The organism is Cupriavidus sp. 09_S30, assembly GCF_056930435.1.
In genome coordinates, this window is the sequence record NZ_JBXOWI010000001.1 from 88,459 (window position 1) to 101,698 (window position 13,240).

At 66.7% G+C, this 13,240-nt stretch carries 18 protein-coding genes; all 18 read left to right on the plus strand.

Annotation, left to right across the window (positions count from 1 at the left end; genetic code table 11):
• Positions 1 to 187: 187 nt before the first annotated feature.
• The 18 genes from AC1Z3O_RS00465 to tatB all read left to right on the plus strand — a co-directional run bounded on the left by AC1Z3O_RS00465 (position 188) and on the right by tatB (position 13,235).
• Positions 188 to 1,138, plus strand: coding sequence for an ABC transporter ATP-binding protein (locus AC1Z3O_RS00465; protein WP_483512746.1), 951 nt, complete (start codon positions 188 to 190; stop codon positions 1,136 to 1,138).
• Positions 1,135 to 1,965: an ABC transporter permease gene (locus tag AC1Z3O_RS00470; protein WP_483512747.1), complete on the plus strand. Its 831-nt coding sequence runs from the start codon at positions 1,135 to 1,137 to the stop codon at positions 1,963 to 1,965. Before AC1Z3O_RS00465 ends, AC1Z3O_RS00470 begins: the two co-directional genes overlap by 4 nt.
• Before the next feature lie 63 nt (positions 1,966 to 2,028).
• A complete protein-coding gene (locus tag AC1Z3O_RS00475; protein ID WP_483512748.1) occupies positions 2,029 to 2,277 on the plus strand; it encodes a BolA family protein in 249 nt (82 codons plus the stop codon).
• A 156-nt stretch (positions 2,278 to 2,433) separates the two neighbouring features.
• A complete protein-coding gene (gene murA, locus AC1Z3O_RS00480) occupies positions 2,434 to 3,684 on the plus strand; it encodes a UDP-N-acetylglucosamine 1-carboxyvinyltransferase (RefSeq protein WP_483517479.1) in 1,251 nt (416 codons plus the stop codon).
• A gap of 17 nt (positions 3,685 to 3,701) precedes the next feature.
• Positions 3,702 to 4,373 carry an ATP phosphoribosyltransferase gene (gene hisG, locus AC1Z3O_RS00485; protein ID WP_483512749.1) on the plus strand — a complete coding sequence of 224 codons (672 nt, stop codon included), beginning with the start codon at positions 3,702 to 3,704 and terminating at the stop codon, positions 4,371 to 4,373.
• A gap of 30 nt (positions 4,374 to 4,403) precedes the next feature.
• Positions 4,404 to 5,741, plus strand: coding sequence for a histidinol dehydrogenase (gene hisD, locus AC1Z3O_RS00490; protein ID WP_483512750.1), 1,338 nt, complete (start codon positions 4,404 to 4,406; stop codon positions 5,739 to 5,741).
• Between the two features lie 55 nt (positions 5,742 to 5,796).
• Positions 5,797 to 6,897, plus strand: coding sequence for a histidinol-phosphate transaminase (hisC, locus tag AC1Z3O_RS00495; protein ID WP_483512751.1), 1,101 nt, complete (start codon positions 5,797 to 5,799; stop codon positions 6,895 to 6,897).
• A 4-nt stretch (positions 6,898 to 6,901) separates the two neighbouring features.
• Positions 6,902 to 7,489: an imidazoleglycerol-phosphate dehydratase HisB gene (gene hisB, locus AC1Z3O_RS00500; protein WP_483512752.1), complete on the plus strand. Its 588-nt coding sequence runs from the start codon at positions 6,902 to 6,904 to the stop codon at positions 7,487 to 7,489.
• A gap of 97 nt (positions 7,490 to 7,586) precedes the next feature.
• A complete protein-coding gene (locus tag AC1Z3O_RS00505) occupies positions 7,587 to 8,210 on the plus strand; it encodes a YchE family NAAT transporter (protein WP_483512753.1) in 624 nt (207 codons plus the stop codon).
• Positions 8,207 to 8,860: an imidazole glycerol phosphate synthase subunit HisH gene (gene hisH / locus AC1Z3O_RS00510; RefSeq protein WP_483512754.1), complete on the plus strand. Its 654-nt coding sequence runs from the start codon at positions 8,207 to 8,209 to the stop codon at positions 8,858 to 8,860. The genes AC1Z3O_RS00505 and hisH overlap by 4 nt, the downstream gene beginning before the upstream one ends.
• Positions 8,861 to 8,958: 98 nt before the next feature.
• The gene (hisA, locus tag AC1Z3O_RS00515; protein WP_483512755.1) at positions 8,959 to 9,705 is read left to right on the plus strand and encodes a 1-(5-phosphoribosyl)-5-[(5-phosphoribosylamino)methylideneamino]imidazole-4-carboxamide isomerase; all 747 of its coding nucleotides are present in this window, start codon (positions 8,959 to 8,961) and stop codon (positions 9,703 to 9,705) included.
• A 76-nt stretch (positions 9,706 to 9,781) separates the two neighbouring features.
• Complete coding sequence (gene hisF / locus AC1Z3O_RS00520; RefSeq protein WP_483512756.1) at positions 9,782 to 10,552, plus strand: imidazole glycerol phosphate synthase subunit HisF; 771 nt, start codon at positions 9,782 to 9,784, stop codon at positions 10,550 to 10,552.
• A gap of 15 nt (positions 10,553 to 10,567) precedes the next feature.
• The gene (hisI, locus tag AC1Z3O_RS00525) at positions 10,568 to 10,975 is read left to right on the plus strand and encodes a phosphoribosyl-AMP cyclohydrolase (RefSeq protein WP_483512757.1); all 408 of its coding nucleotides are present in this window, start codon (positions 10,568 to 10,570) and stop codon (positions 10,973 to 10,975) included.
• Entirely contained in the window at positions 10,972 to 11,352 is a 381-nt protein-coding gene (locus AC1Z3O_RS00530; RefSeq protein WP_483512758.1) for a phosphoribosyl-ATP diphosphatase, read from the plus strand. The genes hisI and AC1Z3O_RS00530 overlap by 4 nt, the downstream gene beginning before the upstream one ends.
• A gap of 109 nt (positions 11,353 to 11,461) precedes the next feature.
• Positions 11,462 to 11,848 carry a DUF4870 family protein gene (locus AC1Z3O_RS00535; protein WP_483512759.1) on the plus strand — a complete coding sequence of 129 codons (387 nt, stop codon included), beginning with the start codon at positions 11,462 to 11,464 and terminating at the stop codon, positions 11,846 to 11,848.
• Positions 11,849 to 11,902: 54 nt separating this feature from the next.
• On the plus strand, positions 11,903 to 12,259 hold the full coding sequence (locus AC1Z3O_RS00540) for a histidine triad nucleotide-binding protein (protein WP_483512760.1): 357 nt from the start codon (positions 11,903 to 11,905) through the stop codon (positions 12,257 to 12,259).
• Positions 12,260 to 12,413: 154 nt separating this feature from the next.
• The gene (tatA, locus tag AC1Z3O_RS00545) at positions 12,414 to 12,641 is read left to right on the plus strand and encodes a Sec-independent protein translocase subunit TatA (RefSeq protein ID WP_483512761.1); all 228 of its coding nucleotides are present in this window, start codon (positions 12,414 to 12,416) and stop codon (positions 12,639 to 12,641) included.
• An 87-nt stretch (positions 12,642 to 12,728) separates the two neighbouring features.
• Positions 12,729 to 13,235, plus strand: coding sequence for a Sec-independent protein translocase protein TatB (tatB, locus tag AC1Z3O_RS00550; protein WP_483512762.1), 507 nt, complete (start codon positions 12,729 to 12,731; stop codon positions 13,233 to 13,235).
• Positions 13,236 to 13,240 lie beyond the last annotated feature (5 nt).

Genomic DNA, 13,240 nt, shown 5'->3' on the forward strand with positions numbered 1-13,240 from the left:
GCCAGCGCGATGCCCGGGCGCCGGTTTCCGCCGCGCGCCTCGTCCAAAGCGGGACACCGCCCACATCCCCTATAATTCCGGGTTGTTCGCCCGTTGCGCGCCTGGCGTGCGACAGATGCCGGCGGCACCTCCGCCATTTACCGGCCGATCGGCTCCGCAGAGCCGGCCAGCCCCACAGTATCCGGCCATGAAAGCCATCGAACTCACCGACGTTCGCAAGCGCTATCGAAATCTGCAAGCGCTCAAGGGCGTCAGCTTTTCCGTCGAGCAAGGCGAATTCTTCGGCCTGCTCGGTCCCAACGGCGCCGGCAAGACGACGCTGATCTCGATCCTCGCGGGCCTGAATCGTGCCGACTCGGGCCGCGTCAGCGTGCTCGGGCACGACGTGGTGGCCGACTACCGGCTGGCGCGCCGCATGCTCGGCGTGGTGCCGCAGGAGCTGGTCTTCGATCCTTTTTTCTCGGTGCGCGAGACCCTGCGCCTGCAGTCCGGCTATTTCGGCCTGACGCGCAACGACGACTGGATCGATGAGGTGATGGCCAACCTGGACCTGACCAGCAAGGCCGACGCCAATATGCGCCAGCTCTCCGGCGGCATGAAGCGCCGCGTGCTGGTGGCGCAGGCGCTGGTGCACCGTCCGCCGGTGATCGTGCTGGACGAGCCGACCGCCGGGGTCGATGTGGAGCTGCGCCAGACGCTGTGGAAGTTCATCTCCCGCCTCAATCGCGAGGGTCACACCGTGATCCTGACCACCCACTACCTGGAAGAGGCCGAGGCGCTGTGCGACCGCATCGCCATGCTCAAGTTCGGCGAGGTGGTGGCCCTGGACCGCACCAGCAACCTGCTGACCCAGTTTGCCGGCCTGCAGCTCAAGCTGTCCTTCGCCAGCGGCAGCCTGCCGGTTGCGCTCGAGCCGCTGCGCATGCCGGCCAACCCCGGCGAGCGCGGCGAGCGCCTGCGGCTGTCGGGCTACCCGGCGGTGGAGCCCATCCTGGCGGCCTGCCGCGAGGCCGGCTGTGAGATCGAAGACATGGAAATCAACAAGGCCGACCTCGAAGACGTGTTCGTCCAGATCATGCGCCGCGAGGCCGACATGCCCGGTGCACAGGGTGCGCCGGCGCTGGAGGCGGCGGCATGAAGCAGCCCGCTGAATTCGACGTGGCCGAAGTATCGCGCGGCGTGCCGGCCGCGGCCTCGCAGCCCGGCAGCCTGGTGGGCTTCCGCACGCTGTTCTACAAGGAGGTGCTGCGCTTCTGGAAGGTCAGCTTCCAGACCGTGGCCGCGCCCGTGCTGACGGCGATCCTGTACCTGCTGATCTTCGGCCACGTGCTGGAGGACCGGGTCAAGGTCTATGACCAGATCAGCTACACGGCCTTCCTGGTGCCCGGCCTGGTGATGATGAGCGTGCTGCAGAACGCCTTCGCCAACAGCTCGTCGTCGCTGATCCAGTCCAAGATCACCGGCAACCTGGTGTTCGTCCTGCTGCCGCCGCTGTCGCATTGGGAGATGTTCAGCGCCTATGTGCTGGCCTCGGTGGTGCGCGGCCTGTCGGTCGGCCTGGGCGTGCTGCTCGTTACCGCCTGGTTCGCCAACCTGCATTTCGCGCACATCGGCTGGATCCTGGCCTTCGCGGTGCTGGGCGCGGCCATTCTCGGCACGCTTGGCCTGATCGCCGGCATCTGGGCCGAGAAGTTCGACCAGCTCGCGGCGTTCCAGAACTTCCTGATCATGCCGGCCACCTTCCTGTCCGGCGTGTTCTATTCCATCCATTCGCTGCCCCCCTTCTGGCAAGGGGTGTCGCATGCCAACCCGTTCTTCTACATGATCGACGGCTTCCGCTACGGCTTCTTCGGCGTGTCCGATGCGAACCCGGCCTTCAGCCTGGCCGTGGTCGGCACCGCCTTCGTGGTGCTGGCGGCGCTGGCGCTGCGGCTGCTGAAGTCCGGCTACAAGCTGCGGCACTGAGCCACGGCCTGGCCCCGCTGCGAGTATCGATCAGACGTAACTAGACGCAACAAAGAGAAAGACATGCTGCCAACACCGGAACAAGTCAGGGATTACATCGCCCAAGGTCTGCCATGCGAACACCTGCAGGTAGAGGGCGACGGTCAGCACTTCTTCGCCACCATCGTCAGCGGGGAGTTCGAGGGCAAGCGCCTGATCCAGCGGCACCAGCGCGTCTATGCGGCGCTGGGCGACCGCATGAAGGCGGAAATCCACGCGCTGTCGATGAAAACGCTGACGCCTGCGGAGTGGCAGGCGTCGGACGGCAGGTAAGAACAACCGGGCAAGCCGCGGGGACATCCCCAGCGGGCTGCCGGCACGCGGCGCCGGAACGGCGCCGGGCAGGCGAGGCAGGGCGGCAGAGGCCGCCGCCGCAGCCGCCGCAACGATGTCGGAAGCCTCGCAGGCTTTCCCATGAAACGACCGAATATGGACAAACTTGAGATCCAGGGCAATGGCCCGCTGCGCGGCGAGATCCGCGTCTCCGGCGCCAAGAACGCCGCGCTGCCGATCCTGTGCGCGGGGCTGCTGTGCGCCGACACGGTCGCGCTGGACAACGTGCCCAACCTGCAGGATGTGCGCACCACGCTGAAGCTGCTGCGCCAGATGGGCATGAAGGCCGAGCAGGACGGCAATGCCGTCAAGCTCGACGGCACCGACGTCAATCTGCCCGAGGCGCCCTATGAGCTGGTCAAGACCATGCGCGCCTCCATCCTCGTGCTGGGGCCGCTCGTGGCCCGCTTCGGCGAGGCACGCGTGTCGCTGCCCGGTGGCTGCGCGATCGGCGCGCGCCCGGTGGACCAGCACATCAAGGGCCTGCAGGCCATGGGCGCCGAGATCAGCATCGAGCATGGCTTCATCCATGCCCGCGCCAAGCGCCTGAAGGGCGCGCGCGTGGTGACCGACATGATCACCGTGACGGGCACCGAGAACCTGCTGATGGCCGCCACCCTCGCCGAGGGCGAGACCGTGCTGGAGAACGCCGCACGCGAGCCCGAGGTGACCGATCTGGCGCGCCTGCTGGTGAAGATGGGGGCGCAGATCGAGGGCATCGGCACTGACCGCCTGGTGATACATGGCGTGGAGCGCCTGCACGGCGCCAGCCACAGCGTGATCGCCGACCGCATCGAGGCCGGCACCTTCCTGTGCGCGGCCGCGGCCACGCTGGGCGACCTGACGCTGCGCGGCATCAGCCCGGACATCCTCGACAACGTGTTGGACAAGCTGCGCGAGGCCGGCGCCCACATCGAGAGCGGCGAGGACTGGATCCGCCTGGCGATGGCACAGCGCCCGGCCGCGGTCAGCTTCCGCACCTCCGAGTACCCGGCCTTCCCGACCGACATGCAGGCGCAGTTCATGGCGCTGAATGCCGTGGCCGAAGGCGCGGCCCGCATTACCGAGACCATTTTCGAAAACCGCTTCATGCACGTGCAGGAGCTGAACCGGCTCGGCGCGAACATCTCGGTGGAGGGCCATACCGCGGTGGTGACCGGCGTGCCGCGCCTGTCCGGCGCCCGGGTGATGGCCACCGATCTGCGCGCCTCGGCCAGCCTGGTGATCGCCGGGCTGGTGGCCGAGGGCGAGACCGTCATCGACCGCATCTATCATCTGGACCGCGGCTACGACCGCATGGAAGACAAGCTGTCTGCGGTGGGCGCCAAGATCCGCCGCATCGCCTGAGTATCCCGAGGACATCCATGAATCTCGCCATCCGCCCCGCCAACCAGCTGACGCTGGCACTGTCCAAGGGCCGCATCTTCACCGAGACGATGCCGCTGCTGGAGGCCGCGGGCATCCGCGTCACCGAGGATCCCGAGACCTCGCGCAAGCTGATCCTGCCGACCACGGACCCGGACGTGCGCGTCATCATCGTGCGCGCCTCCGACGTGCCGACCTATGTGCAGTACGGCGCCGCCGACTTCGGCGTGGCCGGCAAGGACGTGCTGATGGAGCACGGCATGGCCGGGCTCTACGCGCCGATCGATCTGAACATCGCCAAGTGCCGCATGTCGGTGGCGGTGCCGGCCGGCTTCGACTATGCCAGCGCCGTGCACCAGGGCGCGCGGCTCGCCGTGGCCACCAAGTATCTGCAGACGGCGCGCGAGCACTTCGCCAAGAAGGGCGTGCACGTCGACCTGATCAAGCTGTACGGCTCGATGGAGCTGGGTCCGCTGGTGGGCCTGGCCGATGCCATCGTCGACCTGGTCAGCACCGGCGGCACGCTGCGTGCGAACAACCTCGTTGAGGTCGAAGAGATCGTGCAGATTTCGTCGCGGCTGGTGGTGAACCAGGCCGCGCTCAAACTCAAGCGCGAGCGGCTCATGCCGATTCTCGACGCGTTTGAACGGGCCTCGGCGGCCCTGGCCTGACGCCGCCGCCCGCCCCAGGGGAATGCCATCATGACTGAGAACCGTACCGAAAACGTGGTGATCCGCAAGCTCGATTCGAGCGAAGCGGGCTTCGCCCACGCGCTGCGCCAGGTGCTGGCCTTCGAGGCATCGGAGGACGAAGCCATCGATCGTGCCGTGGCGCAGATCCTGGCCGACGTGAAAGCGCGCGGCGATGCCGCGGTGCTGGAATACACGCAGCGCTTCGACCGTGTCGAGGCTGCCTCGCTGGCCGCGCTGGAACTGTCGCAGGCCGAACTGGAAGCCGCGCTCGACGAGCTCGAGCCCAAACGCCGTGCAGCGCTGGAGGCCGCCGCGGCGCGCGTGCGCGCCTACCACGAGAAGCAGAAGATCGAATGCGGCAGCCATAGCTGGGAATACACCGAGGCCGACGGCACGGTGCTGGGCCAGAAGATCACGCCGCTGGACCGCGTCGGGCTCTACGTGCCCGGCGGCAAGGCGGCCTACCCCTCGTCCGTGCTGATGAACGCCATCCCCGCGCGCGTGGCCGGCGTCAAGGAAGTGATCATGGTGGTGCCCACGCCGGGCGGCGTGCGCAACCCGCTGGTGCTGGCCGCCGCGCAGATCGCCGGCGTGGACCGCGTGTTCACCATCGGCGGCGCGCAGGCGGTGGGGGCGCTCGCCTTCGGCACGGCCACGCTGCCGCAGGTCGACAAGATCGTCGGGCCTGGCAATGCCTATGTGGCGGCGGCCAAGCGCCGCGTGTTCGGCACGGTCGGCATCGACATGATCGCCGGCCCGTCCGAGATCCTGGTGATCTGCGACGGCACCACCGACCCCGACTGGGTGGCGATGGACCTGTTCTCGCAGGCCGAGCATGACGAACTGGCGCAGTCCATCCTGCTGTGCCCGGACGCCGGCTACATCGCCGAGGTCGAGGCCAGCATCCAGCGCCAGCTCGACATCATGCCGCGCCGCGACGTGATCGCCGCCTCGCTGTCCGGGCGCGGCGCGCTGATCAAGGTGCGCGACATGGAGGAGGCCTGCGAGATCGCCAACGCGATCGCGCCGGAGCACCTGGAGATCTCGGCCGAGAACCCGCGCCAGTGGGGGGAGAAGATCCGCCACGCCGGCGCCATCTTCCTGGGCCGCTTCACCAGCGAGTCGCTCGGCGACTATTGCGCCGGCCCCAACCACGTGCTGCCGACCTCGCGCACCGCGCGCTTCTCCTCGCCGCTGGGCGTCTACGACTTCCAGAAGCGCTCCAGCCTGATCGAGGTGAGCGAGGGCGGGGCGCAGATGCTGGGCCAGATCGCCGCCGAGCTGGCCTATGGCGAGGGCCTGCAAGCCCACGCGCGCAGCGCCGAATACCGTATCAAGCGCAGTTGATTCCAACCGCCGCCGCCCGCCCGGGCGGCGGCAACCGACCACGAGAGGATCTTCCATGTCTGCCGTAAAGCCTGCCCTGATCGAACGCATCATCCGTGACGACGTGCGCGCCATGGGCGCCTACCACGTGCCGGACGCGCATGGTCTGGTGAAGCTCGATGCCATGGAGAACCCCTACCGCCTGCCGGAGGCGCTGCGCGCAGAATTGTCCGCCCGGCTGGGCGAGGTGGCGCTCAACCGCTACCCGGTGCCCAGCAGCGAAGCGCTGCGGGCGAAGCTCAAGACGGTGATGCAGGTGCCGGCCGGCATGGATGTGCTGCTCGGCAACGGCTCCGACGAGATCATCAGCATGCTCGCGCTGGCTGCCGCCAAGCCGGGCGCCAAGGTGCTGGCGCCGGTGCCGGGCTTCGTCATGTACGCGATGTCCGCGCAATTCGCCGGCCTGGGCTTCGTCGGCGTGCCGCTGCGCGCGGATTTCACGCTCGATCGCGACGCCATGCTGGCTGCGCTGGCCGAGCACCAGCCCGCCATCGTCTACCTGGCCTATCCGAACAACCCCACCGGCAACCTGTTCGACGCCGCCGATATGGAGGCCATCATCCGCGCGGCCGACGGCGAGGTCTGCCAGAGCCTGGTGGTGGTCGACGAGGCCTACCAGCCCTTCGCCCAGCACAGCTGGATGCCGCGCCTGGCCGATTTCGGCAACCTGCTGGTGATGCGCACCGTGTCCAAGCTGGGCCTGGCCGGCATCCGCCTGGGCTACGTCGCCGGTGCGCCGGAATGGCTGTCGCAGCTCGACAAGGTGCGCCCGCCGTACAACGTCAACGTGCTGACCGAGGCCGCCGCGCTGTTCGCGCTGGAGCACGTCAGCGTGCTCGACGAGCAGGCTGCCCAGCTGCGTTCGGAGCGCGCCAACCTGGTGGCCGCGCTGGCGGGTCTGCCCGGCGTCACCGTGTTCCCCAGCGCAGCCAATTTCCTGCTGCTGCGCGTGCCCGACAGTGCCCAGATCTTCGATCGGGTGCTGGCGCGTGGGGTACTGATCAAGAACGTGGGTAAAATGCACCCGTTGCTGGCCAACTGTCTGCGCGTCACGGTCAGCACCCCCGAAGAAAACGCGCAGTTTCTCGAAGCCTTCCGGGCTTCGTTGCAGGATTAACACCATGCGTGTTGCAGAGGTCACCCGCAATACCTCCGAAACGCAGATCCGCGTTTCGCTCAATCTCGACGGCACCGGCCGCCAGAAGCTGGCGTCCGGCGTGCCTTTCCTCGACCACATGCTGGACCAGATCGCCCGGCATGGCATGATCGACCTCGAGGTCGAGGCCAAGGGCGATACCCATATCGACGACCACCACACTGTGGAAGACGTCGGCATCACGCTCGGCCAGGCGGTGGCCCGCGCCATCGGCGACAAGAAGGGCATCACCCGCTACGGGCACAGCTACGTGCCGCTGGACGAATGCCTGTCACGCGTGGTGATCGATTTCTCGGGCCGCCCGGGGCTGGAGTTCCACGTGCCGTTCACCCGTGCCCGGGTGGGCAGCTTCGACGTGGACCTGACCATCGAGTTCTTCCGCGGCTTCGTCAACCACGCCGGCGTCACGCTGCACATCGACAATCTGCGCGGTATCAATGCCCATCACCAGTGCGAAACCGTGTTCAAGGCCTTCGGCCGGGCGCTGCGCATGGCGGTGGAACTTGACCCGCGCGCAGCCGGCACGGTGCCGTCCACCAAGGGAACGCTATAGGCAGGGGAGAGCCCGGCGCGCCGCCGCAAGGGGGGCGCCGGATGGATCCGCCTCGATTGGCGCCTGAATTGGCAGATAACCCGGCTGGACGCAACCGATGGATACGCTCAAGTCGTTCATCTCGCTGTTGGCGCTGATCAACCCGATCGGGGCGATCCCGTTCTTCATCAGCCTGACCGATCAGCAGACCGAGACGGAGAAGCTGCGCACGATCAAGATCGCGTCGATCTCGGTAGCGGTGGTGGTGGCGTTGTCGGCCTTGCTCGGGCAGCAGATCATCGAGTTCTTCAATATCTCGGTGGCGTCCTTGCAGGTGGGCGGTGGCCTGATCATGATCATGATGGCCATGAACATGCTCAACGCGCAGACCAGCCGCACCAAGGCGACGCCGGAGGAAGAGGATGAGGCGGAGGCCAAGGCGAGCGTGGCAGTGGTGCCGCTGGCGCTGCCGCTGCTGACCGGGCCGGGCTCGATCAGCACGGTGATCGTCTATGCCGGCAAGACCCAGCACTGGTACCAGCTGCTGGTGCTGGTCGGCATCGGTGTGGTGCTGGGCGCCGTGGTGTACCTGGTGTTCCGCGCGGCCGACCCCATTTCCCGGGTGATCGGCCGTACCGGCATCAATATCGGTACGCGCCTGATGGGGCTGATCCTGTCGGCGCTGGCCGTGGAATTCATTGTGGACGGGCTGAAGACACTTTTGCCTGTTTTGAAATCATGACTACCATAGCAATTGTGGATTACGGCATGGGCAACCTGCGCTCGGTGGCGCAGGCGCTACGTGCCGCGGCGCCGGAAGCGGATGTTCGGGTGGTGGACGCACCCGAGGCAATTCGCACGGCCGACCGTGTGGTGCTGCCCGGCCAGGGCGCGATGCCGGACTGCATGGGCGCGCTGGGCGACTCGGGCCTGCAGCAGGCCGTGCTGGAAGCGGCGGCCACCAAGCCGATGCTCGGTGTGTGCGTCGGCGAGCAGATGCTGTTCGATAGCAGTACCGAGCGACGTGCCGGCCAGGGTGATACGCCCTGCCTGGGGCTGATGCCCGGCGAGGTGATTCGTTTCGAACTGGACGGCATGCTCCAGCCGGACGGCTCCCGTTTCAAGGTGCCCCAGATGGGCTGGAACCGCGTGCGCCAGGTGCGTTCCCACCCACTGTGGGCAGGCATCCCGGATGACAGCTGGTTCTATTTCGTCCACAGTTACTACGTGCGGCCGCAGAATCCGGCCCATACTGCGGGTGAAACCCAATATGGCGTCGTATTTACCAGCGCGGTGGCACGCGATAATATTTTCGCCACGCAGTTCCATCCGGAAAAGAGCGCCGCGATGGGTTTGCAGCTGTACAGGAACTTCGTGCACTGGAATCCTTGAGGATCCGACCGCATTTCGATCCGGCCCGAACTGACTCGACCTGACCGGCGCGCCGGTCTCGCTTATATTTCTTCTACTCAACCACGCTCGTCACGCATATGTTGCTCATCCCGGCCATCGACCTGAAGGACGGTCAGTGTGTACGCCTCAAACAAGGCGACATGGACCAGGCCACCGTCTTTTCCGAAGATCCCGCCGCCATGGCACGCCACTGGGTGGAGCAGGGCGCGCGGCGCCTGCACCTGGTCGATCTCAATGGCGCCTTCGTCGGCAAGCCGCGCAACGAGGCGGTCATCAAGGCGATCATCGCCGAGGTGGGCGACGAGATCCCGGTCCAGCTGGGCGGCGGCATCCGTGACTTGAACACCATCGAGCGCTGGCTCGACGGCGGGCTGTCGTACGTCATCATTGGCACCGCCGCGGTGAAGAACCCAGGCTTCCTGAAGGACGCCTGTTCGGCCTTCGGCGGCCACATCATCGTCGGCCTCGACGCCAAGGACGGCAAGGTCGCCACCGATGGCTGGAGCAAGCTGACCGGCCACGAGGTGGTCGACCTGGCCCGCAAGTACGAAGACTACGGCGTGGAAGCCATCATCTACACCGACATCGGCCGCGATGGCATGCTGCAGGGTATCAATATCGATGCCACGGTCAAGCTGGCCCAGTCGATGTCGATCCCGGTGATCGCCAGCGGCGGCCTCTCCAACCTGGCCGACATCGACCGGCTGTGCGAAGTCGAGAGGGACGGCGTGGAAGGTGTGATCTGCGGCCGCGCCATCTACTCGGGCGACCTGAACTTCGCCGACGCGCAGGCACGCGCGGACAAGCTGGGCGCGGAGCAATAAGCCAACGCGCGCGCCGCGCGCAGCTTCAGCCGCCCCGGCCGCCAGTTGGCGGGCAGGGTGGCGGGCAAGGAATCTCATGCTAGCCAAACGTATCATCCCCTGCCTGGACGTGACCAATGGGCGGGTGGTCAAGGGAGTCAACTTCGTCGAATTGCGCGACGCGGGCGACCCGGTCGAAATCGCGCGCCGCTACGATGAGCAGGGCGCCGACGAAATCACATTTCTCGATATCACCGCGACCAGCGACGGCCGCGACCTGATCCTGCACATCATCGAGGCCGTCGCCTCCCAGGTCTTCATTCCGCTGACCGTGGGCGGCGGCGTGCGCGCGGTGGAAGACGTGCGCCGGCTGCTCAATGCCGGCGCCGACAAGATCAGCGTCAACTCCTCGGCCATTGCCAATCCGCAACTGGTCTCCGACGCCACCGCCAAGTACGGCTCGCAATGCATCGTGGTCGCCATCGACGCCAAGCGCAGCTCGGCGCCGGGCGAGCCGCCGCGCTGGGAAGTCTTTACCCATGGCGGGCGCAAGGCCACCGGCCTGGACGCAGTGCAATGGGCGCGCGAAATGGCCGAGCGCGGCGCGGGCGAATTGTTGCTGACCAGCATGGACCGCGATGGCACCAAGAGCGGCTTCGACCTGGAGCTGACGCGTGCCGTCAGCGACGCCGTGCCGGTGCCGGTGATCGCCTCGGGCGGCGTCGGCGGCCTGCAGGACCTGGCCGACGGCATTCGCCTGGGCCACGCCGACGCGGTACTGGCGGCCAGCATCTTCCACTATGGCCAGCACACGGTAGGCGAGGCCAAGGCATTCATGGCCCGCGAGGGCATTCCGGTGCGCATCTGATCACGGCGAAGCAATATGGCAAAGAAGTGGCTCAACAAGGTTAAGTGGGACGACAACGGCCTGGTGCCCGTGATCGTGCAGGAAGTCGGCTCGAACGACGTGCTGATGTTCGCCTTCATGAACCGCGAGGCGCTGCAGCGCACCGTGGAGCTCGGTGAGGCCGTGTTCTGGTCGCGCTCGCGAAAGCGCCTGTGGCACAAGGGCGAGGAATCGGGCCACGTGCAGAAAGTGCACGAGATCCGGCTCGATTGCGACGAGGACGTGGTGCTGCTCAAGGTGACGCAGATCGATGGCATCGCCTGCCATACCGGCCGCCATGCCTGCTTCTTCCAGAAGTTCGAGGGCGATGCCGAGAACGGCGACTGGCAGACGGTCGAGCCGGTCCTGAAGGACCCCACCCTGATCTACGCGGCCAAGCCATGAGCGCATCCCAGACCGGTAGCGCCGATGTACTGGCGCGCGTGGCCGCCACGCTGGAGTCGCGCAAGCCCGAGAACGGCGGCGACCCCGACAAATCCTATGTCGCGCGCCTGTTCCATAAGGGCGACGACGCCATCCTGAAGAAGATCGGCGAAGAGGCCACCGAGACCGTGATGGCGGCCAAGGACGCACGGGCCGCCGGCCTGTCGGACGAGGCCAAGAGCAAGGTGGTCTACGAAGTAGCCGACCTCTGGTTCCACAGCATGGTGCTGCTGGCGCGTTTCGGCCTGTCGCCGGACGACGTGGTCCAGGAGCTGGCGCGCCGCGAAGGACTCTCCGGCCTGGAGGAAAAGGCGCGGCGCAAGCCTGACGGCGCTTGAAGGCGCTTGAGGCGCGGGCCGGCCCGGTCGGTCCCGCCTACTCGCTGACGTCGAGGGCGCCGGCGCCCTGGCCGCCGGCAGATAACACAAGAAGCAGAAGGGGCGCACCATGAGCAATGAATACAGCGGCCAGGTCACGCCGGCCGATGCACAGCTGGACAGCCTGCGCAAGCTGCTGCATATCCTCTACGCGCTTTACGCCATTTTCTGGCTGACCGGCGGCATCACCGCGCTGATCGCCATCGTCATCGACTACGTCAAGCGGGACGACGCGCGCGGCAGCCTCTATGCCTCGCACTTCGCCTGGCAGATCCGTTCGTTCTGGTGGACGATTGCCTGGGCGGCCCTCGGCGGCGTGCTGTGCTTCACCGTCGTGCTGATTCCGCTGGCCTTCGCCGCATGGGGCGTCCTGTCCATCTGGATGTTGTATCGTATCGTCAAGGGCTGGCTCTACCTGAATGACGGCAAGCCGATGTACCCCGGCGAAACGTTCTGATTCAGATCCCCTGCCGCAGCGCACGGGAAGCCAGCCAGGCAAAACGAGACCTTCATGAACGCGCAGGACAATTGCATCTTCTGCAAGATCGTCGCAGGCCAGTTGCCGTCGGACAAGCTGTATGAGGACGACGAGATGCTGGCCTTTCACGATATTCACCCAAAGGCCCCGGTACACTTCCTGCTGATTCCCAAGACGCACGTTGCCTCGCTGGCCGATTGTGGTCCCGGCGAGGGCGGCTTGCTTGCTAAAATGATGTTGAAGGTGCCAGAACTGGCGCGGGCTTCCGGCTGCGAAAACGGTTTCCGTACCGTGGTCAACACAGGTCCGGACGGCGGGCAGGTGGTCAATCACCTGCACCTGCACGTGATGGGCGGCCCGCGCGCGCTATGGAAGGTGCCGCTGCCCTGAAGCGGGCGCAATCTCGGGAAGCTAGTACAGGCCGTGGCCAGCTTGGCTGCGGCCGGGTACCGCGCCGGCAACCGTCGCCCGGCGCGGACTTGTCAGGACGGAACAACGGGGCGGGGCGGCGGATGGCCGTCCGCGGCTTCATCAGGAGCAAAAAATGGGTTCGTTTAGCATTTGGCACTGGCTGATCGTGCTGCTGATCGTGATGCTGGTATTCGGCACCAAGAAGCTGCGCAATATCGGCCAGGATCTGGGTGGCGCGGTCAAGGGCTTCAAGGACGGCATGCGCGAAGGCGAGGCCGACGACAAGCCGGCCCAGCCCAAGGAACTGCGCGACTCGACCACCATCGATGTGGAAGCCAAGGAAAAGTCGCAGCAGAAGTGATGCGCGTTTCGCCCACGTCCGCGCGGCGGCGCACGTGATTCCCTCCGCTTCCGGCGCCTTGGCGCCGGCTCCTGTTCCGAAGCCCGCATGATCGACCTCGGTATTTCCAAGCTGGCGCTGATCGGTGCCGTGGCGCTGATCGTGATCGGCCCTGAGCGGCTGCCGAAGGTGGCGCGCACGGTCGGCGCGCTGGTCGGGCGCGCCCAGCGCTATATCAATGACGTGAAGGCCGAGGTGAGCCGCGAGGTCGAACTGGAGGAGTTGCGCAAGATGCGCACCGAGTTCGAGGACGCCGCACGCGACGTCGAGCGCACCATCCACAAGGAGGTGAGCGAGCAGGCGCAGGCACTCAACGAAGCCCTGTCGGGCGAAGTCCCGGGGGATGGCGTGGCAGGCGGAAGCGCCGCCTACGTTCCCTCCTGGGACGCCGCGCACAAGGTCCACAATGGCCGCAAGAGCTGGCGCGTCAAGCAGGGCGCCCGCCCGCTGTGGTTCAAGCGGCAGCAGAACGTGCGCATGTGGGCCCAGTCGGGCGCGGCGCGCGTCAAGCGGCATCGCCCGGCGACAGGCTCCAGCCGTTCATTCTTCGACTGACATGG

Coding starts and splice junctions, on each gene's coding strand:
- hisB (WP_483512752.1), top strand. CDS start 6,902: ATGCGTGTTGCAGAGGTCACCCGCAATACCTCCGAAACGCAGATCCGC.
- hisG (WP_483512749.1), top strand. CDS start 3,702: ATGAATCTCGCCATCCGCCCCGCCAACCAGCTGACGCTGGCACTGTCC.
- hisD (WP_483512750.1), top strand. CDS start 4,404: ATGACTGAGAACCGTACCGAAAACGTGGTGATCCGCAAGCTCGATTCG.
- AC1Z3O_RS00465 (WP_483512746.1), top strand. CDS start 188: ATGAAAGCCATCGAACTCACCGACGTTCGCAAGCGCTATCGAAATCTG.
- AC1Z3O_RS00535 (WP_483512759.1), top strand. CDS start 11,462: ATGAGCAATGAATACAGCGGCCAGGTCACGCCGGCCGATGCACAGCTG.
- AC1Z3O_RS00475 (WP_483512748.1), top strand. CDS start 2,029: ATGCTGCCAACACCGGAACAAGTCAGGGATTACATCGCCCAAGGTCTG.
- hisF (WP_483512756.1), top strand. CDS start 9,782: ATGCTAGCCAAACGTATCATCCCCTGCCTGGACGTGACCAATGGGCGG.
- AC1Z3O_RS00505 (WP_483512753.1), top strand. CDS start 7,587: ATGGATACGCTCAAGTCGTTCATCTCGCTGTTGGCGCTGATCAACCCG.
- hisH (WP_483512754.1), top strand. CDS start 8,207: ATGACTACCATAGCAATTGTGGATTACGGCATGGGCAACCTGCGCTCG.
- hisC (WP_483512751.1), top strand. CDS start 5,797: ATGTCTGCCGTAAAGCCTGCCCTGATCGAACGCATCATCCGTGACGAC.
- murA (WP_483517479.1), top strand. CDS start 2,434: ATGGACAAACTTGAGATCCAGGGCAATGGCCCGCTGCGCGGCGAGATC.
- AC1Z3O_RS00530 (WP_483512758.1), top strand. CDS start 10,972: ATGAGCGCATCCCAGACCGGTAGCGCCGATGTACTGGCGCGCGTGGCC.
- AC1Z3O_RS00540 (WP_483512760.1), top strand. CDS start 11,903: ATGAACGCGCAGGACAATTGCATCTTCTGCAAGATCGTCGCAGGCCAG.
- tatA (WP_483512761.1), top strand. CDS start 12,414: ATGGGTTCGTTTAGCATTTGGCACTGGCTGATCGTGCTGCTGATCGTG.
- hisI (WP_483512757.1), top strand. CDS start 10,568: ATGGCAAAGAAGTGGCTCAACAAGGTTAAGTGGGACGACAACGGCCTG.
- tatB (WP_483512762.1), top strand. CDS start 12,729: ATGATCGACCTCGGTATTTCCAAGCTGGCGCTGATCGGTGCCGTGGCG.
- hisA (WP_483512755.1), top strand. CDS start 8,959: ATGTTGCTCATCCCGGCCATCGACCTGAAGGACGGTCAGTGTGTACGC.
- AC1Z3O_RS00470 (WP_483512747.1), top strand. CDS start 1,135: ATGAAGCAGCCCGCTGAATTCGACGTGGCCGAAGTATCGCGCGGCGTG.